The sequence below is a fragment of the Ulvibacter sp. 2305UL32-6 genome (genome assembly GCF_058148545.1).
Genome location: NZ_JBYVKA010000003.1, coordinates 104678 through 130646, shown reverse-complemented (window position 1 = coordinate 130646; position 25969 = coordinate 104678). Strand labels below are relative to the sequence as shown.

21 protein-coding genes and 1 tRNA gene are annotated in these 25969 nt (G+C 38.2%); 11 read left to right on the top strand and 11 right to left on the bottom strand.

The genetic code is table 11. The annotated features are described in order from the left end of the window. Positions 1–42: 42 nt before the first annotated feature. Genes ACY2RU_RS10365 through ACY2RU_RS10350 form a run of 4 tightly spaced genes read right to left on the bottom strand, consistent with a single transcriptional unit; the run spans position 43 to position 6775 of the window. A complete protein-coding gene (locus tag ACY2RU_RS10365; protein WP_490138386.1) occupies positions 43–3555 on the bottom strand; it encodes an efflux RND transporter permease subunit in 3513 nt (1170 codons plus the stop codon). A 31-nt stretch (positions 3556–3586) separates the two neighbouring features. Beyond that, positions 3587–4756 carry an efflux RND transporter periplasmic adaptor subunit gene (locus ACY2RU_RS10360; RefSeq protein ID WP_490138385.1) on the bottom strand — a complete coding sequence of 390 codons (1170 nt, stop codon included), beginning with the start codon at positions 4754–4756 and terminating at the stop codon, positions 3587–3589. A gap of 35 nt (positions 4757–4791) precedes the next feature. Continuing rightward, positions 4792–6171, bottom strand: a complete 1380-nt coding sequence (locus ACY2RU_RS10355) for a TolC family protein (protein WP_490138384.1) — start codon at positions 6169–6171, stop codon at positions 4792–4794. Then, complete coding sequence (locus ACY2RU_RS10350) at positions 6164–6775, bottom strand: TetR/AcrR family transcriptional regulator (protein ID WP_490138383.1); 612 nt, start codon at positions 6773–6775, stop codon at positions 6164–6166. The genes ACY2RU_RS10355 and ACY2RU_RS10350 overlap by 8 nt, the downstream gene beginning before the upstream one ends. Positions 6776–6963: 188 nt before the next feature. Between ACY2RU_RS10350 and ACY2RU_RS10345 the strand changes: the two genes are divergently transcribed. After that, entirely contained in the window at positions 6964–7956 is a 993-nt protein-coding gene (locus ACY2RU_RS10345) for a polyprenyl synthetase family protein (RefSeq protein ID WP_490138382.1), read from the top strand. A gap of 9 nt (positions 7957–7965) precedes the next feature. Here ACY2RU_RS10345 and ACY2RU_RS10340 read toward each other — a convergent pair whose 3' ends face one another. Next, positions 7966–8463: an alpha-ketoglutarate decarboxylase gene (locus ACY2RU_RS10340; RefSeq protein ID WP_490138381.1), complete on the bottom strand. Its 498-nt coding sequence runs from the start codon at positions 8461–8463 to the stop codon at positions 7966–7968. Between the two features lie 145 nt (positions 8464–8608). Between ACY2RU_RS10340 and ACY2RU_RS10335 the strand changes: the two genes are divergently transcribed. Both ACY2RU_RS10335 and odhB read left to right on the top strand, forming a co-directional pair. Next, positions 8609–11350 carry a 2-oxoglutarate dehydrogenase E1 component gene (locus ACY2RU_RS10335; RefSeq protein WP_490138380.1) on the top strand — a complete coding sequence of 914 codons (2742 nt, stop codon included), beginning with the start codon at positions 8609–8611 and terminating at the stop codon, positions 11348–11350. Positions 11351–11416: 66 nt separating this feature from the next. Next, positions 11417–12682 (top strand): 2-oxoglutarate dehydrogenase complex dihydrolipoyllysine-residue succinyltransferase, encoded by a 1266-nt coding sequence (gene odhB, locus ACY2RU_RS10330; protein WP_490138379.1) that lies wholly within the window; start codon positions 11417–11419, stop codon positions 12680–12682. Positions 12683–12971: 289 nt separating this feature from the next. Here the strand turns inward: odhB and ACY2RU_RS10325 are convergent, their stop codons facing one another. Genes ACY2RU_RS10325 through ACY2RU_RS10315 form a run of 3 tightly spaced genes read right to left on the bottom strand, consistent with a single transcriptional unit; the run spans position 12972 to position 16052 of the window. Then, positions 12972–13604: a response regulator gene (locus tag ACY2RU_RS10325; RefSeq protein WP_490138378.1), complete on the bottom strand. Its 633-nt coding sequence runs from the start codon at positions 13602–13604 to the stop codon at positions 12972–12974. Further along, positions 13601–15613, bottom strand: a complete 2013-nt coding sequence (locus tag ACY2RU_RS10320; RefSeq protein ID WP_490138377.1) for an ATP-binding protein — start codon at positions 15611–15613, stop codon at positions 13601–13603. Before ACY2RU_RS10320 ends, ACY2RU_RS10325 begins: the two co-directional genes overlap by 4 nt. Before the next feature lie 52 nt (positions 15614–15665). Then, a complete protein-coding gene (locus ACY2RU_RS10315; RefSeq protein WP_490138376.1) occupies positions 15666–16052 on the bottom strand; it encodes a retropepsin-like aspartic protease in 387 nt (128 codons plus the stop codon). Positions 16053–16146: 94 nt separating this feature from the next. Here ACY2RU_RS10315 and ACY2RU_RS10310 point away from each other — a divergent pair, with 94 nt between their 5' ends. The 8 genes from ACY2RU_RS10310 to ACY2RU_RS10275 all read left to right on the top strand — a co-directional run bounded on the left by ACY2RU_RS10310 (position 16147) and on the right by ACY2RU_RS10275 (position 22292). Further along, positions 16147–16911, top strand: coding sequence for a TatD family hydrolase (locus ACY2RU_RS10310; RefSeq protein ID WP_490138375.1), 765 nt, complete (start codon positions 16147–16149; stop codon positions 16909–16911). 42 nt (positions 16912–16953) lie between these two features. Beyond that, positions 16954–17982, top strand: coding sequence for an asparaginase (locus ACY2RU_RS10305; RefSeq protein WP_490138374.1), 1029 nt, complete (start codon positions 16954–16956; stop codon positions 17980–17982). 60 nt (positions 17983–18042) lie between these two features. Further along, positions 18043–18127, top strand: a tRNA-Ser gene (locus ACY2RU_RS10300). Between the two features lie 996 nt (positions 18128–19123). Continuing rightward, positions 19124–19927: a MotA/TolQ/ExbB proton channel family protein gene (locus ACY2RU_RS10295; protein ID WP_490138373.1), complete on the top strand. Its 804-nt coding sequence runs from the start codon at positions 19124–19126 to the stop codon at positions 19925–19927. 18 nt (positions 19928–19945) lie between these two features. Continuing rightward, positions 19946–20371 carry a hypothetical protein gene (locus ACY2RU_RS10290; protein ID WP_490138372.1) on the top strand — a complete coding sequence of 142 codons (426 nt, stop codon included), beginning with the start codon at positions 19946–19948 and terminating at the stop codon, positions 20369–20371. A 2-nt stretch (positions 20372–20373) separates the two neighbouring features. Continuing rightward, positions 20374–20997, top strand: a complete 624-nt coding sequence (locus ACY2RU_RS10285; protein WP_490138371.1) for an ExbD/TolR family protein — start codon at positions 20374–20376, stop codon at positions 20995–20997. 13 nt (positions 20998–21010) lie between these two features. Beyond that, positions 21011–21484, top strand: a complete 474-nt coding sequence (locus tag ACY2RU_RS10280; protein ID WP_490138370.1) for an ExbD/TolR family protein — start codon at positions 21011–21013, stop codon at positions 21482–21484. A gap of 97 nt (positions 21485–21581) precedes the next feature. Further along, positions 21582–22292 carry a porin family protein gene (locus ACY2RU_RS10275; RefSeq protein ID WP_490138369.1) on the top strand — a complete coding sequence of 237 codons (711 nt, stop codon included), beginning with the start codon at positions 21582–21584 and terminating at the stop codon, positions 22290–22292. On the opposite strand, the gene ACY2RU_RS10270 is transcribed toward ACY2RU_RS10275, so the two are convergent. The 3 genes from ACY2RU_RS10270 to asnS all read right to left on the bottom strand — a co-directional run bounded on the left by ACY2RU_RS10270 (position 22287) and on the right by asnS (position 25938). Continuing rightward, the gene (locus tag ACY2RU_RS10270; protein ID WP_490138368.1) at positions 22287–22892 is read right to left on the bottom strand and encodes a hypothetical protein; all 606 of its coding nucleotides are present in this window, start codon (positions 22890–22892) and stop codon (positions 22287–22289) included. The genes ACY2RU_RS10275 and ACY2RU_RS10270 overlap by 6 nt on opposite strands. Next, on the bottom strand, positions 22893–24350 hold the full coding sequence (gene rpoN, locus ACY2RU_RS10265; RefSeq protein ID WP_490138367.1) for an RNA polymerase factor sigma-54: 1458 nt from the start codon (positions 24348–24350) through the stop codon (positions 22893–22895). It abuts the gene before it with no gap. Positions 24351–24489: 139 nt separating this feature from the next. Then, complete coding sequence (asnS, locus tag ACY2RU_RS10260; RefSeq protein ID WP_490138366.1) at positions 24490–25938, bottom strand: asparagine--tRNA ligase; 1449 nt, start codon at positions 25936–25938, stop codon at positions 24490–24492. Positions 25939–25969 lie beyond the last annotated feature (31 nt).

The following is a 25969-nucleotide window of genomic DNA, read 5'->3' as shown; positions in this document are numbered from 1 at the left end:
TGAAAGGGCTCTTTTCATTTTATTAGAAGCGAAATCTACTGTTTATTCGGCAGCTTCTAAACTAATATCTTCAGTTTCCTGAATAGTATTTGGAGTACGCTTATCATGAAACCACATTTTTAAACGCATTGCCAGATAAAATAATACGGGAACAACAATTAATGTCAAGAAAGTAGCGATCACTAATCCGTAGATCACCGTCCAAGCCAATGGTCCCCAAAAGATCACGTTATCTCCTCCCATGTAAATATTAGGATCAAAGTCATTAAATAACCCAAAGAAGTCAATATTAAGACCAGTAGCCAGCGGGATCAATCCTAAGATCGTGGTAATGGCAGTTAATAATACAGGTCTTAAACGCGCCTTTCCAGCCTTAATGATACTAGCCAAAAGATCTTCTTTTGCTAGATATTCTGAGTCGTCAAGATCTAAGTCATTTTTCTTTCGGTCAATCAATAATTGTGCATAGTCTAAAAGAACCACTCCGTTGTTCACCACAATTCCTGCAAGTGAAATTATCCCCATCATGGTCATTAAGATCACAAATGGCGATCCTGAGATAACAATTCCACCGAAAACACCAATCAAGCTTAAAAAGATCGCTACCATAATGATAGCCGGTTTCGAAATTGAATTGAATTGGAATATCAGAATTAAGAAGATAAGAAAGAGTCCGCTGAAAAAAGCACTCATCAAGAAGGCCTGCTCTTTATTTTGCTCCTCTAATTGCCCGGTATAATCAACATTTATATTGCTAGGCATACCCTCAAAACTTTTCATAGCTTCCTGAACTTCCGCTACCGCGGCTCCAGCATCAGTATAACCTGGCTTTAGTCCTGAATAAACGGTAACAACTCTTCGAGTATCTTGGTGCTTAATAGCGCTAAACCCTGAACTGTTCTTTTTTTCCGCTACGGCAGATACTGGAATCTCTCTTAACTGCCCAGTATTGGTTCTGAAGGTCATAGTTTGATTAAAAAGTGCACTTGTATTATAACGGCTATTCTCGTTAAAACGAATATAAATATCATAATCCTCACCATCATGTTTGTAAACTCCGGCTTTTGTTCCAAATATAGCGTTTCGCAATTGCTGACCTACCTGACCAGCGCTTACACCAAGTTCACCTGCTTTTTCACGATCTACCACCACTTGCATGGCAGGTTTATCTTTATTGACATCAATTTTTAATTCATCAATAGCTGGGATATTTTTGGTATTTAAAAATTTCCGCATGTTTTCGGCTGTGGCGATCAATTCGTTGTAATCATCACCCTCCAATTCAATGTTAACGGCTGCTCCTTGTGGAGGCCCATTGGCGTCTTTTTCTACTGAAATAAGCAAACCAGGGTAAATACCCGCTAATCCTTCCTGTACTTTTTTACGAAGTGTCTCACTATCTTCTCCTCGGCGGTGTTTGTATTCACGCATAGAGGCTGTAATTTTACCTTTATGAGGCATCTCGGCCGCCGAACCACCATCGGTTTGAGGGTTACCAGCCCCTTCACCAACTTGAGACACGGCACTTTCAACTAAAAAGTTCTCCCCATCATCCATATACATATCATCATTGAGAATTCCATAAACACGCTGTTCAATTTCTCTAGTAATAGCATTGGTTTTTTCTATCGCGGTTCCTTCTGGATATTCTAAGTAAACAATGATCTGATTGGGCTTGTTATCTGGAAAGAATTCAATTTTTGTGCGTTGAGCCCCTACGGAAATTCCAAAAGCAACAATTGATGCAACAAACAAGACCAAAGCACCTACTGAAATAACATAGGGCCGAGCTCCTTTAAAAGCTTGCGTTAAATTACGCTCATACCAGTTTTCAAGTGTAACCAACGATTTGTTCTGAAAACGATTAGCCATTTTCCGAAGAATCAATCGATATACCCACAACATCACTGCTACAGTGAGCATCAAAACGCCTAGACCACTCCATGAGCCACCAAAGATCATTATAAAGATCCCGATACCTCCAACTATGGCCGAAATTTTAATGATGTTCTTTAACGGCATATCGCGGTCCTCAATGGTCATAAACTGGGAAACTAAAACCGAGTTAAAGAAGATCGCAACAAAGAGCGACGAGCCTAAAACAACCGACAGTGTAATGGGGAAGTAAATCATAAACTGGCCCATCAAACCAGGCCATAATCCCAGCGGAATAAAGGCTGCTACAGTAGTAGCTGTTGATATGATAATTGGAAATGCTATTTCACCAATACCTTTTTTCGCTGCTTCTATCCGGCTTAAGCCTTCTTCTTCCATAAGGCGATACACGTTCTCTACAACTACAATCCCATTGTCTACCAGCATTCCCAGTCCCATAATAAGACCAAAAAGGATCATGGTATTCATGGTGTACCCCATCCAGCTTAAGATCATTAGGGACATAAACATTGACATCGGGATGGCAAATCCTACAAACAACGCATTTTTAAATCCTAAAAAGAACATCAATACGGTGACAACGAGGATGATTCCGAAGATAATATTGTTCACTAGATCATCTACTTGACCAATGGTCTTGGAAGACTGATCATTTGTGATCGTTATGCTTAAATCGGAAGGAAATTCGTTTTCTTTAGCATCTGCTACAATGGCGTCAATTTTTTCTGCAGCCTCCACCATATTCTGTCCAGAGCGCTTTTTTACATCAAGCATGACCACTTGCGCGCCAAATTCTCTTGCAAAGGTGGTTTTGTCTTTTTCTTTAAAATCAACAGTAGCCACATCTTTTAGATAAACAATGTTGCCATCTTCAGATTTTACAACAAAATTTTCTAAATCACTAGGGTCTGTAATTTCGCCTAGAATACGAATGGTACGCCGTTGACCACTGGCTTTAAAATTACCTGCCGACATCGTCATATTTCCATCGCTAATAGCACTAGAAATATCTTGAAAGCTCACATTACTCGCCATCATCTTATAAATGTCAACAGCTACTTCAACTTCTTTTTCTTGAGCTCCGCGAATATCTACCTTCTTAATTTCTGAAAGGTTTTCAATTTCGTCCTGTAGGTATTCTCCGAATTCTTTAAGACGTGCAACGGTATAGTCTCCTGAAATATTAATATTGAGAATGGGCATTTCTTCGCTCATACTCAACTCAAAAATATTGGGTTCAATTTTAGCGCCATTAAAAGATGGCCAATCTTCACTAGATGTTTCGGTGTCTACTTCATCTTTAACACGTTGTTTGGCTTGTTCAACCGGGATATCATCATCGAACTCGATAACGATCATAGAATAATCTTCTTGTGATGTTGAGGTTATTTCTACTACCCCACTTACCGTTTTTAACTCGTCCTCTAAAGGGTCTGTTATTAGTTTTTCAATGTCCTCGGCGGTATTGCCAGGGAAGAGCGAACTGACGTAAATCTTGGTTTCTCTAATTTCTGGAAAACTCTCTCTGGGCATTGAGTTGTATGCACTATACCCAAGAAATAGGATAAGTGCCATAAACATGTAAATAGTGGTCTTGTTATGTATGGCCCAAGAGGAGAGTTTAAACTCCTTTTCGGTATTTTTTTTCGTTTTTTCCATAGTACATTCTGCCTAATGGCTACTAATTTGGTTAGTATGAAATAATTTTAACAGTCTGACCGTCCTTTACGCTTCGTGCACCTTCTTCGATGATGTCATTGCCGTCTTCAATTCCTTTGATAACTTCAATAAAATCACCTTGAGTTCTTCCCGTTTCAATGATTACTCGCGAAGCAACTGCTTTTTCACCTTGTCTATCTTTTAAAACATAAACATATTGCTCACCAGCTGCATTTTCACTTATTATACTTTGCGGAATCAAAATTGCGGTTTCATTGGTATAGTCGTTTATCTTTAAACGCGCGGTAAGATTTGGCTTAATGCTTTTATCTTTATTAGGAACATCGACTTCCACTTTAAAAGTTCTGTTGTCAGGATTAATAAAACTTCCTGTCTGACTCACCTTGGCGTCGAGCTTCTTATTTAGCACCGGAAACTCAACCGCTACGTTTTTCCCTGTAACAACATCGGCCAAATAGCTCTCTGGCACATCGGCGGTGATATACATTTCGTTTAAGTTCACAATTCGCATAAGTGGTGTCATTCCTGGTGAAACTACACTTCCTTGTTCAGTGATCAAATCGTCGATAATACCCGAAAAAGGGGCGCGAACATTTGATTTACCAACTTGTTGTTGCATAGAACTAATACTTTTTTGCATGCCTTCGTAATTCGATTTTGCTTGCAAGTATTGTATCTCACTTCCAATTTTTTGATCCCAAAGACGTTTTTGACGTTCATAAGTGGTTTTTGCCAAGTCGGCCTGTACCTGCATTTGCGCTAACTGTTGGCTCATTCCACCGTCGTCAACCTTGGCTAGTATTTGTCCTTTACTCACTTTTTGCCCTTCCTTTACATATACATTAGTAAGTACACCACTCATTTCGGGAGTAAGAACTAAATTTTGATCGGTTTCTACGCTTCCTTGTAACTCTACATAATGCTCAAAGCGTTCTTTTTTACTTGTAAAGGCGGTGATTAAAGGGATATTTGTCTCCGGATTCAGTTCTGCCAATTTTTCATCTAATTGCTTTAACTGAGTGTTCAATTCTTGTTGCTCGGCAACTATAGTCTTTCTTGTTTCGGTCATTTGGGCCACGTCGCCGCTGGCAATGATCTCTGAAACAGATTTCTCTGCCTTGTCACCTCCGCAAGATGCAAGCAGAAGCAATAGGGTTAATAAAGGTAATAGATTTCTCATGGTCGTTGTATATTGGTTGTTGCTCGTTTTCATAATTATTTTTGATTGCGGATTTCTTCGGAAGTAACCCGTAATTGAGGAATATTTAAAACCGATTCGATCTCGGCTTTGGCGTTGATAAGATCAAGCATGGCTTGAAAATACTGTTGTTGTGCCGTGTATAACTGTGTTTGAGCCTGTCTCAGATCAAAACTGGTTGAAAGCCCTTCAGTAAATTTTATTTGGTTCTTATTCTCAATTCGTTCTGCGAGACTAATATTCTTTTTCGAATTTTCATACTTTTCGATAGCGAATTGATAATTGCTTTTTGCGGTGTTTAGCTGAAGTTGAACCTGCTTAGCAGTTTCATCTAACTCTGTTTTTGATTGATCTAAGGCAATTTTGGCTTGTTGTGTTCGCGCACTTCGCATACCGCTACTAAAAATTGGAATGCTCATATTGACTCCAAAAATAGATGATTGAAACCACGGTTGATCTCCATCTAAGAAAGTGAAATCTTCATTGTAAGCTGAGGTTCCATAGTTTACGAAGGCAGAAAGAGTTGGTAATGCTTTGCTTTTCTCTAGTTTTAATTCGAGACTTCGCTGTTCAGTGAGATTGTAAGCAATTCGATAGTCAATATTTTCTTCCACATTCAGGGTATTATCTAAATATTTAAGTTGGGTGTTTTGCTCAGCAAGGGCATCTAAATTGTCTTCAAACAGAACGATGTCTGTTATTTCAATGCCCAATGCTACATTAAACATTTCACGGGCAATGGTTGCAGAGCGTTGAGCATTGCTCAGTTGTGTTTCAATATCGAGTAAGGTGATCTCCAATTGTTCTACATTTTCTTCTTCGGTAAGACCATTTTCAAAGATCTTTCGGGTTTCAAATAAGTTCTTTTCAAGATTGGCCTTGTTCTTTTCAAAGATGGCAACAAGCTCTTCGGAAAGTAGCACACTTCCGTAGGCATTGATAACACCTTTTCTAACTTCAAGATTGGTTTTTTCAGCTGCATTTTCAGAATAATCTAAGAACGCTTTCGCGGCTTGAAGCCCCACGAGATAACTTCCGTCAAAGATCAACTGATTTAATGTGGCAGTTGCAGACGCACTTTGTTTTGTACTAAAATTGACTGGGACAAAAGTACCGGGTTCACCTCCAACAATTTCAGCGGGTAAAAGTGTTACAGGTTGCTTTAAATTGTTTTGGTATGAAACTGCACCACTTATCTGCGGTAGTCCGGTAGCCGTGGTTTCCCACTTCTGTTTTAGCGCTTCAGCAATGTCACGACGGGCATTGATGGTTTGGTAGTTGCTGTCAATTGCAAAACTAACGGCTTCTTCCAAATTGAAACTGTAGCGCTTGGGTTCTTGTGCATATGCCGTTGTGGTTAACAGCAACACGCCTAAAATTAAAAATAAGTTACGCATTTGGTTGGTTGTTATTTATAAATTTATTTAAGATTTGTTGCCCTTCTTTAGTTACAATACCTCTTAAATGATATTCGAGATATTCTTCAAAAAGTGCTTTTTTAGGGAATTCGGTCATGGGAAACATCACGTCATCTTTAATGCCATTGATGCCGATAAAATAAATTCGCGCGACAAATTCGATATTAATATTATCGCGATATAACCCCTGTTCAATTCCTCGTTGTAAGTTCCTTTTGGTACAATCCTGCATTTTTTCAAAATGCTTATGCTTAAAAGTTTCATGAACTTCTGGGTAGTATTTTTGCAATTGGTATTGTGGTGATAGTTTTTCGTCTTTTAATTGTAACATTACAAATTTCTTAATGTCGTATAGCTCTTCTATAGGATTGTTATTCAAAGCACAAATGCAGTCAATTCCTTGCGTTATATGATTGAACATAGCCATGGTTGTTTCACGAACCAATGACGATTTATTGTTAAAATGTGTATAGATCGTCTTTTTTGAAATACCCATTGCGGTGGCAATATCGTCCATGGTAACACTTTTAAAACCGAGCGTTATAAAAAGATCGGTTGCTTTTTGTATAATTTTTTCTCTCATAATCGAGTGCAAATATATAACAGGAAACTTTAAAAACATTATAAGTTTCCAAAGTTTTAATGATTTATTAACATTTATGCTCATAATGAACTGCCTGTGAGTATTCCCCGAGCGTATTTTTTTTTAAAATGTTATTACTTACATCATAGGAATGTTATCTAATCTGTATTTTTACCAAAAATTCTTGCATGGATCATTTAGAAAAATACAGTAGTGCTTTGGTTGAACACCTCGATGCTGCTGTACAAATGAAGGAGCCTGTTCAGTTATACGCACCTATAAAGTATATAATCACTTTAGGTGGAAAACGTTTAAGACCAGTGCTCACTTTACTTACAGCCGATTTCTTTTTAGCTGCTTCGGAAGGAAAAGAAGCCTATAAAAAGGCGATGAATGCAGCATTGGCCGTAGAACTCTTTCACAATTTTTCATTGATTCATGATGATATCATGGACAATGCTCCTTTGCGACGCGGCAAGGAAACAGTACATGAAAAATGGGACATTAATACCGGAATTCTCTCTGGCGATGCGATGCTTATTTTAGCATATCAATTATTTGAGGCGTACAAACCAGAGATGTTTCAGCATCTGGCGCGTCTTTTTAGTAAAACCGCTCTAGAGGTTTGTGAAGGGCAGCAGTACGATGTCGATTTTGAAACACGAGATGATGTGACAATCGATGCCTATATTAAAATGATAGATTATAAAACGGCTGTACTTATTGGCGCGTCTATGAAGATGGGAGCCATTGTGGCAAATGCGTCGAAAAATTGTCGTGATCATATATATGACTTCGGAAGAAATCTTGGAATCGCTTTTCAATTGCAAGATGATTATCTAGATGCTTTCGGAGATCCAGCTACCTTCGGAAAGCAGGTAGGAGGGGATATAATTGCCAATAAAAAAACCTTTCTCTATTTAACGGCTTTAGCGCAGGGAACTTCGGAAGACAAAGAACAGCTGCGAGATCTTTTCAAACAAATGCCTAAAGATCCGTCGGAAAAAATAGAAACAGTGAAAGCTATTTTTAAACGTTCGGGTGCTGCAGAGGCGACAATCGCGAAAATAGAAAGCTACACCCAACAGGCAAATGCCTTATTACAACATATTGATATTTCCGAAGAAAACCGAACGAAACTACGCGAATTTGGCGGATGGTTAATGCAGCGAACGGTGTAGCAAATAGCATTAAAAATAAACTCTAAAAAAAGGAGCCCAGGCATTGGCGTAAACACTTTTTCCTTCATCATAGAGTACATCATATCGAATGCCAATGGTGATATTTTGAGTACGATAGCCGCCCCCTAAAAATAGGGCAGGATACCAATAATTTTGATCTTCAATATTCAGGTCGCTTTCAAAGTTTCGAGTGACGTTCAATTCTTCAAATTCGGCCGAGAGTTGAATTTCTGGGATCACATTGAAAAGCGTTAACAAGCTGCCTCCAATAATAGTTGAGTTATAGGTATTCTTCAAACTGTTGTAAGTTCCGTTAAGGCCTACTCCCATAGAAAGTTGATCATTTACATCATAAATAGCGCTTGGAGCAAGGGTTCCGCTAAAAAATCCGTCGCCAAAACTAAGTCCTACACCCCCGCCAAAGCGAACATGATCCCAAAATGATGTGGTATTTTCTTGAGCGCTCATCACGGAAACACTTCCGAAGAAAAAGCAAAAAAGAATCATTTTTAATAGAACGTTTCGCGAATAAAGCATTGGGAATAATTTAAGAGTTACCTGCTATAAATATACAAATTCGGACTAAGTAGTTTGGGGATTTATTGTATTTTTGTAACGTTTTATTTTTAAATAGCACGCTTTCATTCCACGTATGGATAAATATTCTTTTCTAAACGCCGTCCACCCTGCTTATATAGCAGAACTTTACGATAAGTATTTACAGTTCCCAGATAGTATTGAACCAAGTTGGAGAGCTTTCTTCCAAGGTTTTGATTTTGGGATTGAAAACGGTTCCATAGAAGCACTTGGGGTTGATTCGGCTGTCGTTCCAGATAATGTATTAAAAGAATTTCAGGTCATTAAAATGATTGATGGTTACCGCACACGTGGCCATTTATTTACAAAGACCAATCCAGTTCGTGAAAGACGTAAATACGCACCTACTCTGGCGCTGGAAAATTTTGGTTTATCTGAAAGCGACCTAGAGACATCATTTGAGGCAGGTTCTATTTTGAACCTCGGAAAAACAACCTTACGAGAGATCGTACGTCATTTAGATGCCATTTATTGCGATGCTATAGGAGTAGAATATATGTATATTCGGAATCCAGACGAAATTAAATGGATTCAGAATTGGTTAAACAAAAATGATAATCATCCAAATTATAATTCCGAAGAGAAAAAACATCTTTTAGGAAAATTAAACGAGGCAATTTCTTTCGAAACTTTTCTACATTCAAAATATGTGGGTCAAAAGCGCTTTTCTATTGAAGGTGTTGATGCTTTGATCCCTGGCTTAGATACCCTTATTGAAAAAGGCGCTGAAAAAGGTATTGAACAATTCGTTGTGGGAATGGCTCACCGTGGGCGTTTAAATGTACTGACGAATATCTTCGGAAAATCGCCCGAAAAGATCTTTAGTGAGTTTGACAGCAAAGAATACGATGAAGCCGAACTTTTTGACGGTGATGTAAAATATCATATGGGATGGACTAGTTTTAGACAAACCAACGGCGGAAAGAAAGTTCGTATGGATCTCGCTCCAAACCCTTCGCATCTTGAAACTGTGAATGCGGTAGTAGAAGGGATTGCACGTGCCAAATTAGACAATACCTTAAATGGTAACGAAAAGGCTATTCTGCCAATCTTAATTCACGGTGATGCTGCAATTGCAGGACAAGGAGTGGTTTACGAAGTGATTCAAATGGCACAATTAGAAGGTTATCGCACCGGTGGAACCATCCATGTAGTTGCAAACAATCAAGTGGGCTTTACCACTAATTATCTCGATGCACGGTCGTCTACATACTGTACTGATATTGGTAAAGTGACGCTTTCACCTGTATTACACGTAAATGCCGATGATGTTGAGGCTGTTTGCCATGCGTTTACATTTGCACTAGATTTTAGAAATGAATTTGGGCGTGATGTATTTATTGATATGTTGGGCTATAGAAAATATGGGCATAACGAAGGTGACGAGCCTCGTTTTACGCAACCAAAGTTATATGCGGCCATTGCAAGACATTCTAATCCAAGAGAATTATACGCCAAACGACTTTTAAATGAGGGCGTAATCGATAAGGGTTACGTAAAAAATTTGGAAGTGGCCTATAAAGAAGATCTTGAAAACGATCTAGAAGCTTCTCGAAAAAAGGATAAGACAGTTATTACAGAAATTCTTGCCGATGATTGGAAAGGATATACACACGGTACTTCAGAAGATATTCTTGCTGAAACTGACACTACTTTTCCATTAAAAAAATTGGATTTCTTGGCTCAAGGAATCACGAAACTTCCGAAGGACAAAAATTTTATTAAGAAGATCAAGCGTATTGTTGACGATAGACATAAACGCTATTTTGAAACAAATGAGCTCGACTGGGCGATGGGTGAATTATTAGCGTATGCGACGCTTCAGGAAGAAGGTTTTAATGTGCGTATGTCTGGTCAGGATGTAGAGCGAGGAACTTTTTCACACCGTCATGCAATTATCAAAACAGATGATGATGCCGAAGAATTGAACCTTCATAATATGTTAGGTCTTGAAGGACACTTCTATATCTATAATTCTTTACTGTCTGAGTATGGGGTTGTAGGATTTGATTACGGATATGCCATGGCAACTCCAAAAACACTAACTATTTGGGAAGCCCAATTTGGTGATTTTTCGAACGGAGCACAGATCATGCTAGATCAATATATTTCGGCAGCCGAAGCGAAATGGAAAACACAAAACGGTTTGGTCATGTTGTTGCCTCATGGATACGAGGGACAAGGCTCTGAGCATTCAAGTGCTCGTATGGAACGTTATCTACAATTGTGTTCTCGAGATAATATGATCATGGCAGATGTAACTACACCTGCAAATTTATATCATCTACTTCGTCGTCAAATGAAGTGGAATTTTAGAAAGCCGCTTGTGGTATTTACCCCTAAAAGTTTGTTGCGTCATCCAAAAGTGATCTCAACAAAAGAAGAATTGGCAAACGGAAGCTTCCAGGAAGTCATTGACGATCCAAAAGCTGATAAAAAGAAAGTAACATCATTGGTTTTCTGTACGGGAAAGTTTTATTACGACCTTATCGAACGACAGGAAGAGAATGGAAGAGATGACATAGCTTTTGTACGTATTGAGCAGCTTTTTCCTCTTCCGAAGAAAAAATTGGAAGCAATTATAAAGAAATATTCGAATGTGACCGACTATGTCTGGGCGCAGGAAGAACCTAGAAATATGGGTGCCTGGGGATTTATGTTGATGAATTTCGAGTTAGTACCGCTACGAGTTGCATCCCGCCGCGTTTATAGTTCTCCCGCAGCAGGAAGTAGCGCTCGATCAAAGGCGAGACATAAAGAAGTTATTGACAGTGTTTTTGAGACACCAAAAAAATAAGGATGTACGTTTCTTCGGAAGTTGAAACCGTGATTTAAATAATATATCAATAGTAAATACGATACTATGTTAGAAATGAAAGTTCCCTCACCGGGAGAATCGATCACCGAAGTTGAAATAGCACAATGGCTTGTTGAAGACGGCGATTATGTTGAAAAAGATCAGGCTATTGCCGAAGTTGATAGCGATAAAGCAACTCTTGAACTTCCTGCAGAGGCAAGCGGAATTATTACTCTCAAAGCCGAAGAAGGCGATGCAGTAGCCGTGGGTGCTGTGGTTTGTCTTATTGATACCGATGCTGAAAAACCAGGAGGTAAAGATGCAGACGATATTGACACCTATGAAAATGCAGGTGATGAAAAAGGAAAAGGGAATGCGGCGCCAGATGTAGATAAACGTCAGGCCGAAGCAAAAGACACCAATGTTAAAGCTGAGCCGCTTACCAATAAAACATATGCAAGTGGTACTCCTTCTCCAGCCGCGAAAAAGATCCTTGATGAAAAGGATATTGCCGCGTCAGCTGTTTCTGGAACAGGAAGAGATGGACGGATTACTAAAAGCGACGCAGAAAATGCAACACCTTCTATGGGAACTCCAGGACCTGGAACAAGAGGGTCGTCACGAACCAAATTGTCGATGTTACGACGTAAGGTGGCAGAACGTTTGGTAGAGGCAAAAAACACAACAGCTATGTTGACTACGTTCAATGAAGTTGATATGTCGCCAATTTTTGAATTGCGTAAAGAATACAAAGAGACCTTTAAGGAAAAACACGGAGTGAGCTTAGGCTTTATGTCTTTCTTTACCCTAGCTGTAGTACGCGCATTAGAGATGTATCCTGCCGTAAACAGTATGATTGATGGTAAGGAAATGGTGACTTTTGATTATAAAGATATTTCAATTGCAGTTTCGGGACCTAAAGGTTTAATGGTTCCCGTGATCCGTAATGCTGAAAACCTTACGTTCAGAGGTGTTGAATCTGAGGTAAAACGCCTTGCGATTCGCACCCGCGACGGACAAATTACTGTTGATGAAATGACTGGAGGAACATTTACCATTACAAATGGAGGTGTCTTCGGAAGTATGCTGTCAACACCTATTATCAATCCGCCACAATCTGGAATTCTAGGAATGCATAATATCGTAGAACGTCCTATCGTTCGGGATGGTGCTATTGTTATCGCACCTATCATGTTCGTTGCTTTGTCATATGATCACCGGATAATTGACGGAAAGGAATCGGTTGGTTTCTTGGTTGCTGTTAAAGAAGCGCTTGAAAACCCAATAGAATTACTAATGAACAACGATGTGAAAAAAGCGTTAGAGTTATAGGTTTTAGATATAAAATTAAAACATAAAAAAACCCCGTCTCTTAATAGAAGACGGGGTTTTAATTTGGTTAGTAGTGCCAAATTTGGCGTGTGCTAAAACGAAACAATATAATTAACAATATTCAAAATGATGGTAGCTACAGCAGCGGCTATTATCAAGATTACAAACCAACTAGTTCGTTTGTGTGTTCTTGTCTTTGATGCTTTATGTAATACAATCTCTTTCACAGTGTAAAGATGGCAATAAAGCAATAGATTTGAAATACGTGTTAATACGTATTTTAAGTTCCTTAGTGAAGTTTGTCGTGATTTTCTTTAGCCCAGATAAGGAGACTGTTGGTTTTTGGCTCTAACTTTAACTTGTTTATAATGTTACTGCGGTGCTTTTCTACAGTGCGATAAGAAATAAAGAGAAGGGATGCTATTTCCTTATTGGTTTTATCATTTGCAATATATTTAAGGATCTTTTTTTCTGAAGGAGTTAGTGCTTCTAAAGATTCATCTTCAAAAAAATCTTTACCTAACAGGGCTTTGATCTTCGGACTAAAAAACGGAATGCCTTGTGAAACTGAAGAGATGCAATTTTCTATTTCTTCTAATGCAAATTCTTTTAAAATATAGCCAAAGATGTTTAGGTCTTGAGCTTCTTGATACAAATCTTTTTCTTTGTGAAGTGTAATAAGCACAATTTTAGTGTCTATATGTATATTTTTGCACTTTTTTGCAATTTCTAGCCCAGACATAAAGGGCATTTGTATATCCAAGATTGCAATGGAGGGTTGTAGCTTGGCAATTAAATTATAGGCTTCTCGTCCGTTATTGCCTGAACCAACAAGATTGTACTTTTTTTCAATTAGAAAATCACTCAAACCTTTAAGGAGTAGGGGATGGTCATCAGCTATAATAATAGATTCTTTTCTCATGTAACAGGAAATTGAAATTCTAAAGTGGTTCCATTGTCCCGTACAGATTGCACTTTCATTTGCCCGTTTAAGAATTTTGTCCGCTCTAATAAGGTTTTTAACCCTAGCGACTTCAAGTTCTGCAATTTTTCTGGAAAGTCAAAGCCAACGCCATTATCTTTTATGGAAATAACAATATATCGGGAAAATTTTTTGACAGAAACACGAGTAGCCTCAGCTTCTGCATGTTTTAAAATATTGCTTAGCGTTTCTTGCACTATACGATAGATGTTGACCTCTTGTTCGGGACTGAAAATATTATCGATATTATCAATTTCCGAAGAAACAAAAAGAGAAGAATTGTCATCTACTTGGGAGAGTGTATGTTCAATGGCTTTCGTAATGCCCATTTCCTGAAGTTGAAAAGGGTGCAGATCTCTGGAAATAGAACGAACTTCGTCAATCGCTTTATCAACCATTTGTTTTGCTTGGGCATCGCCAGAATCAATGAGTTTGTTTTTAATGAGTAACAAATGCTGGCCCAAACCATCGTGAAGATCTTTGGAAATACGTCTTCTTTCTTTTTCTTGGGAAACTAAAAGTTCTTGGCTGAACTTTTCTTGTTGAAGTTTGTTTTCCTTCAAATAACGCTGATTACGATATAATAGAATGAGTCCGAAACTAAGAACAGATGAAATTCCGATAAAATAAACGAACTTTTTTATCGAGGCGTTTCCTTCTTCTAAAAGTTGAATGTTGGCATTTTTTTCTAAAAGTTCTTTCTCCGTTTTTTCGGTATCATACAATGTCTGATAGTAGGCTAGCGCATTGGCGGTACTTTTGCTATATACAGAATCCCGAAAGCGGGAGTATTTTTTTTTATGATACAAACTTTTCTTGTAATTTCCAGTTTGTTCATAAATATTTGAGAGGAGTAAATGGGAGGCAATAATGTCTTCGCCACTTCCTAAACTCTCTGCGGTTTCTAACTTTGTCTGCGCAAAGCTAAGTCCTTTTTCAGGTTCTGAGATCTTTGCCAGATAGGTGGCTTTTGCTTCCAAATAATTTAGCATCGCAAGTACGTTTCCTTCAAATTTTGGAAGGTTGTCATCTAGAATGGTCAAATATTTTTTCGCTGCCACCAGATCGTTATCCTGACAGTGATATTCTAGTAATTTTGAATGTACTCTTACAAAAGTGCTCAGGTCTACAATGCCTTGATCGAGATAGTTTTTGGCGTTGTGTAATGCCTTAAATTCTAAATTTCGTTCGCCAGTTTTACGATAGTCGATTGCCTGATTATAGTACGCCAACGGTAAGTTTTTGGTTAGTTTGAGTTCTTTGATCTTGGTAATATATCTATTTCGCTCTATCTCTGCTTTTTTAAAGAAACCGTTTAAGCTATACATGTTGATATTTCCTTGCTGGGCATATAACATATATTCGTAATCTTGGAGACTTTCATAAATTTTATAGGCATTGTTAAAGTCCTCAGTTGCGGCAATAAATTGTCCAGAATCTGCATTGGCTTGCCCTCTAAACAAATAAGCATCTCCAATTACGGCAATATCATTTTTGGAAAAACTTTCTAGGGCTAAGGTATAATCTTCAATAGCGCTTTTAAGATCGATTTGTTGGTGTGTTTTCCCTCTTTTTAGATAAAGAACACCTAATAAAAAACTGTCCCGAAGTTTATATTTATGTACTAAAACAGAATTTATAACACTGATCGCCTGCTTTGGATCATTATTGTAGTTGGTAAGAGGGATTTGTATGTTGATCGCTTTTTTGGCTGCAAGTCTGATGCTATCCATTTCTTTTGCTAGTTCAATATACTCTAAACTATATGCAATATAATCGTCGTTGTTTTTTCGAAAACTTTTTGAGATCACAGAATCAAGGGCGCGCAGCTTTTCGGCGTTTGAGGAAGCCGATGTTACCGCATTCTTATAAAACGAAATATCCTGAGCAATGCCATTAGGAATAATGGAGAGCGACAGTAGGATGACATATATTATTCTCAATTGCATGCAGGAGGGCTAGGAGATAAAAATACTAAAAAAAACGACAAGCCAAACGTTACTATTTAAGATAGAGGCAGTTTCGACCATAATCGATTGTTGCGCGGCAAGACTTTAAGATATCGGCGCCTATAATTCCATCTATGCTGGGTTCTTTTGTCTGTTCCAAAGCAGCATTTACATGTTGTAGATCAAAAAGTACAAAGGAGGTGTTTTTTATCAGCTTTTTTCCTATTTGCAAGGTGTTATTATGGGTAATACGTGTTTCCATATTAATGGCACCAGCACCGGCTGCTTTGATTTCGCTTTCTTCGCTATGCAATAAAAAAGTATGACTTCTATCAAAACCAATACAGCTTGTTGAGGCACCTGTGTCAAGTATAAAATCACCTTTTTTACCATTTATTTTAGCAATGAGTTTATAATGTCCTGTTGCTAAGCTTTTCAATGGAATTCTAACAAAATTTTGATTTTCGAGCAGGGTTCTTAGTTGCACTTCTTTTTTTTACAAAGATAGAGAACAAAATAGGTAACTTTGCAAGATGTTAATAGATACGCATACCCACCTTTATAGTGACGCTTTTGATGATGACCGACCTGCCGTGATGCAGCGTGCCAATGATGCTGGAGTTGGTCAATTTTTTATACCTGCTATAGATTCTACCTATACCAAAGCAATGTATGATCTAGAGCGGGATTATCCGCAGCAAGTACATCTTATGATGGGGCTTCACCCAACTTCAGTTAAAGAAAATTATAAGGAAGAATTAGCGCATGTAGCTCAAGAGCTTGCTAAGCGATCTTTTATCGCAATTGGCGAAATAGGGATCGACTTATATTGGGATACTTCTACTTTGGCCATTCAGAAGGAAGCTTTTAAGCAGCAAATTCAATGGGCTAAAAAGTATAAATTGCCAATTGTTATTCATTGTCGCGATGCTTTTGATGAAATTTTTGAGGTTTTAGAAACCGAAAGGGGTGAGGATCTCTTCGGAATTTTTCACTGCTTTACCGGAACTTTGGAACAGGCAAAACAGGCAATTGACTTAAATATGAAATTAGGAATTGGTGGCGTTGTTACATTTAAGAACGGAAAGATCGATCAGTTTTTAGATCAGATCGAATTAAAACATATTGTTTTGGAAACCGACTCGCCGTATCTTGCGCCGGTACCATTCCGAGGAAAACGAAACGAAAGTGCACATCTCAAGTTGGTTTCTGCTAAAGTAGCCGCGGTGTATCACATTTCCGAAGAAGAGGTGGAAAAAATTACCACACAAAATGCCAAAGCTGTTTTTGGGATTTAAATCACAAATTAGACGCGATTGACCATACCTCGCTATTTGCCTATGAAACAAAAATCGAACATACTCCTTATTTATACGGGCGGAACCATTGGAATGATCAAGGACTTTGAAACAGGTGCTTTGAGAAATTTCAATTTTAACGAGTTATTAGATCATATTCCAGAACTACAATTATTGGATTGTACGATTGAAACCACAAGTTTTGATGAGCCTATAGATAGTTCAAATATGGATCCCAAGTATTGGGTGGTTCTTGCAACAATGATCGAACAAGATTATGCTCGCTTTGATGGTTTTGTAGTGCTTCACGGTAGTGATACCATGTCGTATACCGCTTCGGCGTTAAGTTTTATGTTAGAAAACTTGGCGAAGCCAGTCATTTTTACGGGCTCACAATTACCTATTGGTGATTTGCGTACCGATGCCAAAGAGAATTTGATCACATCGATACAGATTGCGGCTTTGCAGGAAAATGGTCGACCGTTGTTAACCGAAGTAGGTTTGTATTTTGAGTATAAATTATATCGCGCCAATAGAACAACAAAGATCAATGCCGAGCATTTTGAAGCTTTTGCCTCGTTAAATTTTCCGTGTTTGGTTGAAAGTGGCGTAAATCTGGTTGTCAATTATGATGACCTTTATAAGGTAAACCGCCGAAAGAAATTACGGGTGCATAAAAATCTTGCTTCCGATATATTATTGATCAAAATGTTTCCGGGAATTAATGAAGCAACGGTGAAGCATCTTTTTTCATATCCTAATGCCAAAGGAGTTATTTTGGAAACCTATGGAAGTGGCAATCTTACCAATGCGCCTTGGTTTGTTGCGGCCTTAAAGCAAGTTATCGCTGCTGGGATCCCAGTGATCAATGTAACGCAGTGTAGCGGCGGTAGTGTCGCCATGGGGTTGTATGAAACAAGCACTGCCCTAAAGAGAATGGGGGTGATCTCAGGAAGAGACATTACAACTGAAGCGGCATTAGCAAAGTTGATGTATTTATTAGGTGAGGGGATTTCTTCGGAAGAAATGAAAACAGTGTTTGAGACATCGCTTCGCGGGGAAATGAGCTAAAAAAACCGACTTTAAAATTTTGTAAGCGTTTTTTATTCTTGATATTTGCCAAGTATTAATAGAGAGGTGGCCGAGTGGTCGAAGGCGCACGCCTGGAAAGTGTGTATACGGCAACGTATCGAGGGTTCGAATCCCTTCCTCTCTGCAAAAGGAAATCCCCGCAACTGAAAGTTGCGGGGATTATTTCTTTTACAAAATGTTGAAACGCAGTTTCAGAAAATTTTGTAAAAGAAATAATCCTTCATGCCTTTTAAGGCGTGAACGGGATTTTTATGCTTGTTCAAGATACTATTTTGGAATCAGCGAACGTAGGTGAGCTAATCCCTATGATGAACATTGCTTGAGCATTTTTGGTTTCGGGGCTTTATACAGTTGTGCAGCAATTATTCTTATAAGATCCCTCACTGGGAATCAGCGAACGCAGGTGAGCTAATCCCTATGATGAACAATGCTTGAGCATTTTTGGTTTCGGGGCTTTATACAGTTGTGCAGCAATTATTATTATTAGTTCCCCACTGGGATCAGCGAACGCAGGTGAGCTAATCCCTATGATGAACAATGCTTGAGCATTTTTTTGTATTGCCACTTGATATAATTGTGTTGTTAAGCATATTGATAGATTTTTTTTGAAGAAAATCTAGAAGGCTGCTTCACCAAGATTGGCCTATTTCGCAGCGTTTTTGGCATTGATCAGAATATTTTGGTTGCAATTTGTTTTAAAAGAGGAGCTGTTTTTATTGCAAAAGGCATTTTTTTTCTTGCTACTGCTGTGATTTAGTAAAAACCGATAAGTAGTTCCGTGCTCTATTTCTAAGGGTCAGGACTGAAAATTTTTGTCATAAATAGATCAAATTTTTAGGCGTGTTTAAATTTTTTAGTCGTTCCCCTGAATGGGTAAATAACTAAGAATCAAAACGTAAAAAGAGTACATTGTGAACTTCCCATTATAAAAAAGGCGAACTGGGGTAACTTCAGTATTCGTGGTATTTTCCTACGATTTTGCTATTAGAGGTCAAAATAAGGTAACATCCGATAAGCTTTTAACCGATAAATCGGTTCGTACGCATAATAATCTTGCTTATTAACTAAATTATTTTATATCTTTAACCTTTAACTAAAAACAAACTTTAAGTCGATAGCAATGAAAAAATTATTTTCTATTATGGCAATTGCCGCACTCGTTTTTGCGGGAACTTTAAACGCGAACGCAGCAGTATCTTACAATGCACCAAGCACTGCGCAAACACTAATTACTGCAACCACAGTAACCATTGTTCAGGATGAAGGTGCTGCCTCTGGTGAAGAAGAATTAGGATGGCATCAAACTCTTAAGAAGTACTTTATTGAAGGTACTCCTTTATTTATGGGTATTGTATTATTGTGTTTAATTCTTGGTTTAGCGATTGCTATTGAAAGAATTATCTACCTAAATCTTTCAACTACAAATACTAAGAAATTAGCTCAAAACGTTGAAGATGCTTTGAACAGTGGTGGTATTGAAGCTGCTAAGGAAGTTTGTAGAAATACAAAAGGACCTGTTGCGTCTATCTATTATCAAGGACTTGACCGTGCAGATGAGAGTATCGAAGCTGCTGAAAAATCAGTTGTTGCTTATGGAGGTGTACAAATGGGTCAATTAGAAAAGAATGTTTCATGGGTATCGTTATTTATCGCACTTGCACCAATGCTTGGTTTCATGGGTACGGTAATTGGTATGATCCTTGCCTTTAATAAAATTGAGGCAGCAGGAGATATGAACCCTTCTTTAGTTGCGGGTGGTATTAAAGTAGCACTTTTAACAACTGTATTTGGATTGATCGTTGCGATTATTCTACAGATCTTTTATAATTACATCATTGCTAAAATTGATAGCATTGTAAACAGTATGGAAGATGCCTCTATCACATTGATCGATATGTTGGTAGACTACAAAAACAGAAAATAATTTAAAATACCACACATAATGGGTTTATATAAAGTTTTAAAAATAGTAGCTCTAGTACTTAGCTTGATCGGCGTGTATTTCTTCTTTAATTTATTATTTAAAGGGAATGATACGATCGTTGCAACAGGAGAAGGAGTGGACGGATTTTTATACATTACCTACATTACGTTGGCCTTGATCGTAGCACTTATATTAATATTTGTGATCAAAGGAATCTTAAGTGGGAATGTTAAAAAGACATTGTTAGTACTGGCAATTTTTGTTGCCATTATAGTAATATCATATGCATTTGCTAGTGGTGTAGAAACACCTTTAAAAGATGGCGGTACGCTATCTGCTAGTGGATCACGTTGGGTAGGAGCAGGATTGAATATGTTCTATATTCTTGCAGTGTTAGCTGTAGGAGCGATGATTTTCAGCGGAATTAAAAAAGTATCTAATTAATTATGGCAAGAAGAGCAACACCCGAGGTTAATGCGGGATCTATGGCGGACATTGCGTTCCTACTTCTTATATTTTTCTTGGTTACAACAACCATTGAAAAGGATAAGGGGATCGCGAGACAATTGCCTCCAATGGACGAGATTGATCAGCCTGATGTTATCATTAAACAAAAGAACTTGTTTATTGTTAATGTCAATAAGGATGATCAGTTATTAGTTGAAGACGAGCTAATGCAATTGAAAGACTTGCGTCAGGCAGCAATCGACTTTTTAGATAATGGTGGAGCTCCTTCTGGAAGTCCGTTGTACTGTAATTACTGTAAAGGTAAAAGAGACGTAGCATCTTCAGATAACCCTGAAAAAGCTGTAATCTCTGTGCAAAATGACCGCTTAACATCATATGATATGTATATATCTGTACAGAATGAGTTGGTAGCTGCATATAATTTTCTAAGGAATAGAGAATCTCAGCGTTTATACGGTTGGAAATTTACAGAAGTTAAAAAAGCTATTGATGAAGGTAGTTTCCAAGGAAATGAAGAAGCGACAATGGAAAAGCTTGAGAATATTCAAAAGCTATTCCCACTGAAACTTTCAGAAGCAGAACCGAAGAAATCTGGGCAATAAATAATTATAAATTATGTCAAAATTCACAAAGAAAAAGGGAGGCGAGTTGCCTCCAGTAAATACGGCGTCGTTACCAGATATTGTGTTTATGCTATTGTTCTTCTTTATGGTTGTAACAGTTTTACGAGATAACAATCTTCTTGTAAAAAATGAACTTCCAAAAGCAGATCAGGTAGAAAAACTACAGAAAGATCGTGCGGTATATATTTATGCAGGAAAACCAAGCGCTCGCTATGCTGAAAAGTATGGTAAAGACGGGAAGATCCAAATTGGAGATAAGTATACAGAATTAGCAAATCTAAAATTTGCACTAACCGAAGCTCGAGCAAAATTACGTCCCGAATTACAGGATAAAGTAATGGTTGCGCTCAAGGTAGATAAGGAAACCAACACAGGTTTGGTTACCGATATCAAACAAGAATTAAGAGAGCTAAACATGTTAAAATTAATTTACATTGCAGCTCCAGGACTTGAAGTCAATAAGTAAGTGTTAAGAATACAATTCTAACGCCTTGTTCCTTTTATTGGGTGCAAGGCGTTTTTTTTTTTAGGATCAATTTTATTAAAACAGTTATCCAGAACAAATGAAAGGTCATAATTACGGTTTACTCTTATATGTGATTCTTTTTGTTTCCTTCGGAAGTATGGCTCAACAAACCGCCGTTCTAAATGAAGGTGATGCCAAGTATAGAGAAGACCAGTTCTACGCAGGAGTCACTTATAATTTGATTAATAGCGCACCAGAGGATGTGAAACTACAAGGACTATCTGGGGGAATTCAATTCGGATTTTTGAGGGATATGCCAATAAATGCTAGACGTAATATTGCGGTTGCAGTGGGTTTAGGCGTGTCTTTTGACCAATACGGAAGTACACTATTTATTGGTGAAACAACAGAAGGTGAAACCGTATTTACGAGTCTAAGTAATGAAACCGATGTTGTTTATGATAGCAACCGATTTAGTACTGCTGTTATTGAGGTTCCATTTGAGCTTAGATGGCGAAGTTCCACTCCAGTAGATTATAGCTTCTGGCGCGTTTATGGAGGTGTTCGTGTGGGATACGCCTATTGGTATAAATCGACTTTTATTCAATCAGGAAACACCGTAAATCAAACGGATATCCCAGAATTTGATCAAGTAAGACTCGCGGCGACATTGAGCTTTGGTTATAGTAAGATTAATTTCTACGCAAACTATACGATCAATCCTTTTTTCGAAAATGCCACAACCACCAACGGCGCCAAGGTGGACTTCAAAAGTCTAAAACTGGGTCTCATTTTCTATATTTTATAACCAGTAATTTAAGACCAGCAATTGTGGAATGACTCCCACAAAGAAGCCTACGATAAGTTCTGGGTATGTATGCGATTTTGTGTATAAGCGTGAAGATGCTATCCAGCCATTGGCAAAAAAGAAAAACCCGATCCCCAACAATAAATTCACTTGAAAATATACGCTTAGGCCTATAATAAACATGGTGAGCCCCGATATTCCCATTTGGTGAAGGCTAGCTTTAAAGCCAAAAATCCCCAATACTAGAGCCGATAAAGCCGAAAGTAACACACCAATGAAAAAGTAATAAAGCTCTGGAGAATCATAAGGATCAAATACAAGTTTTATTATTAGAAGTAATAACAAGCTTTGGATCATCAAGGGGATCTTTCTCTCCCTTACTTCGGGGAGATGAATTGAATTAACAACACCAAGATTCTTTAGTAGAAAAAAGGTAATTACAGGTATAAAAATAGTGATGATAATAACGGCAAATAAAGAGGATTGCGCCAGCTCCATACTCATAAAACGAGGTGTGATCAAGTAATAAATGAATACGCCCATCGCAGGGATTAGAAGCGGATGAAAAAGATAAGCTGCAACCCTTAAGAAATAATTCATTTAGATCTCCTTTCTAAGTCTGGCTACGGGTAGATCTAACTGCTCTCGGTACTTTGCCACGGTTCTACGGGCAATAGGGTATCCTTTTTCCTTAAGAATTTGAGCCAGTTTGTCATCGGTTAAAGGTTTACGCTTGTTCTCTTCGCCAATAGTGATTTCCAATATTTTCTTTATCTCGCGTGTAGAAACTTCTTCGCCTTGGTCATTGGTCATAGATTCACTAAAGAATTCCTTGATCAGTTTGGTTCCGTATGGTGTATCTACATACTTACTATTGGCAACTCGGGAGACCGTAGACACATCCATATTAATTTTGTCTGCAATATCCTTGAGGATCATTGGTTTTAATTTCCGCTCGTCACCAGATAAAAAATATTCTTCCTGATGATGCATGATAGCATTCATCGTTACAAATAGGGTTTGCTGACGTTGTTTAATAGCATCAATAAACCATTTAGCGGCATCTAACTTCTGTTTGATAAACTGAACAGCATCTTTTTGCGATTTTGATTTGTCTTTTGCTTCTTTATACCCTTTTAACATGTTTGTATATTCACGAGAAACATGCAATTCGGGGGCGTTTCGGCCATTGAGGGTTAGATCGAGTTCGCCATCAATGATATTTATGGCAAAATCTGGAACAACGTGCTCTACCATACGGGTATTACCCGAATAGGTTCCGCCTGGCTTCGGATTTAAACTTTCAATTTCATGAATAGCACCACGGAGTTGATCTTCGGAAATATCAAACTTGGAGAGTAGTTTTTTATAATGTTTTTTCGAAAAATGATCGAAAGAGTCTTTTATGATCTCCGTGGCCAAAGCAACTGAAGCCGTCGATTCTTTGCGCTTTAGCTGTAGTAATAGGCATTCCTGTAAATTTCTCGCAGCAACGCCTGCAGGATCCAGATCTTGCACGATGGACAAGACCTTTTTAATTTTTTCTTCGGAAGTATATACATTCTGTGTAAACGCTAGATCATCTACGATATCCTGAATTTCTCGTCGGATATAACCACTTTCATCAACGCTACCCACTAAAAACTTAGCGATCTCTTCTTCCTCTTCGTCAAGACGATAGGTGTTTAATTGTTGTAATAAATGTTGATTAAAGGAAGTTCCCGAAGCATAAGGCGTCTGTTTTTCCTCATCATCAGCACTGTAATTATTAGCCGAAAGCTTATAACTTGGCGTTTCGTCATCGCTTAAATAATCATCAACGTTGATGTCAGTTTCTATAACTTCATTACCATCGTCGTAATCTTCTTCGTAGTTGTCGTCAAACTCATCGTATTCATCATTTTCTTCCTTACCACCTTCAAGGGCAGGATTTTCGTTCATTTCTTGCGAAATACGTTGTTCAAAGGCTTGCGTAGGCAGCTGTATCAACTTCATCAGCTGGATCTGCTGTGGTGATAGTTTTTGTGATAATTTGAAATTGAGCTGCTGTTTTAACATGAGTTGCTTTTCGGTTTTATAAAATTAAAGAAAACTAGCTACTTAAAGGAATAAGTAGCTAGTTTTATTATTGTGTTACATTCTGTGTGTGACACTATAAATCTTCCAAAGAGTATTGTTTAACACTCGTGTAATAATACTAGAATTCGGCATTTCCAGGTGTTCTTGGATAAGGAATTACATCCCGAATATTACCCATACCTGTTACAAACTGAACCAAGCGCTCAAAACCAAGGCCGAAACCGCTATGTACGGCCGTTCCGAATTTACGAAGATCTAAATACCAATACAATTCATCCTGCGGAATGCCCATGGCTTCCATTTTTTGCTTAAGCACGTCATAACGCTCCTCACGCTGCGAACCCCCTACGATCTCACCAATGCCAGGAAAAAGAACATCCATGGCGCGTACGGTCTTCCCATCGTCATTTAGACGCATATAGAATGACTTTATGTTGGCTGGATAATCAAAAAGGATCACAGGGCATTTAAAATGCTTTTCAACTAAGAATCTTTCATGTTCGCTCTGTAGATCAGCGCCCCATTCTTCAATTATATATTTGAATTTTTTCTTCTGATTTGGTTTAGAACGTTTTAATATGTCGATTGCTTCGGTATAACTAACGCGCTTAAAATTGTTTTCAAGTACAAACTGAAGCTTTTCACGTAGTGACATATCGGTTCGTTCTGCTTGGGGTTTGCTTTTATCTTCTTCGATCAAACGGTTTTCAAGAAACGCCAGATCGTCTTGACAATTATCGATAGCATACTTTACCACATATTTGATAAAGTCTTCGGCCAGATCCATATTTCCATCCAAATCGCAAAAAGCCACTTCGGGCTCGATCATCCAGAATTCAGCTAAATGCCGAGAGGTGTTTGAATTTTCTGCACGGAATGTCGGTCCGAATGTATATACTTTTCCTAACCCCATCGCATAGGTTTCAGCTTCAAGCTGGCCACTAACGGTAAGATTGGTTTCTTTTTCGAAAAAATCTTCTTTATAATTTACATTTCCGTCTTCATCTAAAGGCGGATTCTTAGCGTCCATGGCTGTAACACGGAACATTTCCCCGGCTCCTTCTGCATCACTCCCTGTAATAATAGGGGCATGCATATAGAAAAATCCGTTTGTTTGGAAGTACTCATGAACGGCAAAGGCAAGTTTAGATCGCAAACGCATTACGGCACCAAAAGTGTTGGTCCGTACGCGTAAATGTGCTTGTTCACGAAGTGTTTCAAGAGTATGACGTTTTGGTGAAAGAATGGTTTTTTTTACTTCTTCGGGGTCTGCTTCGCCTAAAATAATGACTTTGCTGGCCTGTATTTCTACGTCTTGTCCTTGTCCTTGGCTTGCTACTAAGGGTCCGTGAACTTCAACAGCGGCTCCGGTAGTTATTTTCTTTAAAAGATCTTCGTCAAAGTTTTCGAAATCAACAACACATTGAATGTTGTTAATAGTTGAGCCATCATTGAGGGCGATAAATCGATTACTTCGGAAGGAGCGAACCCAACCGCGTACAATGACTTCGGCCTTATTAACAGAAGGCTCGCTTTTGAGTAGAGTGATGATTTCAGTATGCTTCATGATTAGTTTTTCTGAAAAGCAAATATAGTTT

Bases quoted from the DNA above. Each gene is read 5' to 3' on its own strand.
- ACY2RU_RS10360 (WP_490138385.1), bottom strand. From the start codon at position 4,756: ATGAGAAATCTATTACCTTTATTAACCCTATTGCTTCTGCTTGCATCT.
- odhB (WP_490138379.1), top strand. From the start codon at position 11,417: ATGTTAGAAATGAAAGTTCCCTCACCGGGAGAATCGATCACCGAAGTT.
- ACY2RU_RS10340 (WP_490138381.1), bottom strand. From the start codon at position 8,463: ATGATTCTTTTTTGCTTTTTCTTCGGAAGTGTTTCCGTGATGAGCGCT.
- ACY2RU_RS10275 (WP_490138369.1), top strand. From the start codon at position 21,582: ATGAAAGGTCATAATTACGGTTTACTCTTATATGTGATTCTTTTTGTT.
- ACY2RU_RS10295 (WP_490138373.1), top strand. From the start codon at position 19,124: ATGAAAAAATTATTTTCTATTATGGCAATTGCCGCACTCGTTTTTGCG.
- asnS (WP_490138366.1), bottom strand. From the start codon at position 25,938: ATGAAGCATACTGAAATCATCACTCTACTCAAAAGCGAGCCTTCTGTT.
- ACY2RU_RS10325 (WP_490138378.1), bottom strand. From the start codon at position 13,604: ATGAGAAAAGAATCTATTATTATAGCTGATGACCATCCCCTACTCCTT.
- ACY2RU_RS10270 (WP_490138368.1), bottom strand. From the start codon at position 22,892: ATGAATTATTTCTTAAGGGTTGCAGCTTATCTTTTTCATCCGCTTCTA.
- ACY2RU_RS10350 (WP_490138383.1), bottom strand. From the start codon at position 6,775: ATGAGAGAAAAAATTATACAAAAAGCAACCGATCTTTTTATAACGCTC.
- ACY2RU_RS10290 (WP_490138372.1), top strand. From the start codon at position 19,946: ATGGGTTTATATAAAGTTTTAAAAATAGTAGCTCTAGTACTTAGCTTG.
- ACY2RU_RS10345 (WP_490138382.1), top strand. From the start codon at position 6,964: ATGGATCATTTAGAAAAATACAGTAGTGCTTTGGTTGAACACCTCGAT.
- ACY2RU_RS10320 (WP_490138377.1), bottom strand. From the start codon at position 15,613: ATGCAATTGAGAATAATATATGTCATCCTACTGTCGCTCTCCATTATT.
- ACY2RU_RS10285 (WP_490138371.1), top strand. From the start codon at position 20,374: ATGGCAAGAAGAGCAACACCCGAGGTTAATGCGGGATCTATGGCGGAC.
- ACY2RU_RS10310 (WP_490138375.1), top strand. From the start codon at position 16,147: ATGTTAATAGATACGCATACCCACCTTTATAGTGACGCTTTTGATGAT.
- ACY2RU_RS10355 (WP_490138384.1), bottom strand. From the start codon at position 6,171: ATGCGTAACTTATTTTTAATTTTAGGCGTGTTGCTGTTAACCACAACG.
- ACY2RU_RS10335 (WP_490138380.1), top strand. From the start codon at position 8,609: ATGGATAAATATTCTTTTCTAAACGCCGTCCACCCTGCTTATATAGCA.
- rpoN (WP_490138367.1), bottom strand. From the start codon at position 24,350: ATGTTAAAACAGCAGCTCAATTTCAAATTATCACAAAAACTATCACCA.
- ACY2RU_RS10280 (WP_490138370.1), top strand. From the start codon at position 21,011: ATGTCAAAATTCACAAAGAAAAAGGGAGGCGAGTTGCCTCCAGTAAAT.
- ACY2RU_RS10305 (WP_490138374.1), top strand. From the start codon at position 16,954: ATGAAACAAAAATCGAACATACTCCTTATTTATACGGGCGGAACCATT.
- ACY2RU_RS10365 (WP_490138386.1), bottom strand. From the start codon at position 3,555: ATGGAAAAAACGAAAAAAAATACCGAAAAGGAGTTTAAACTCTCCTCT.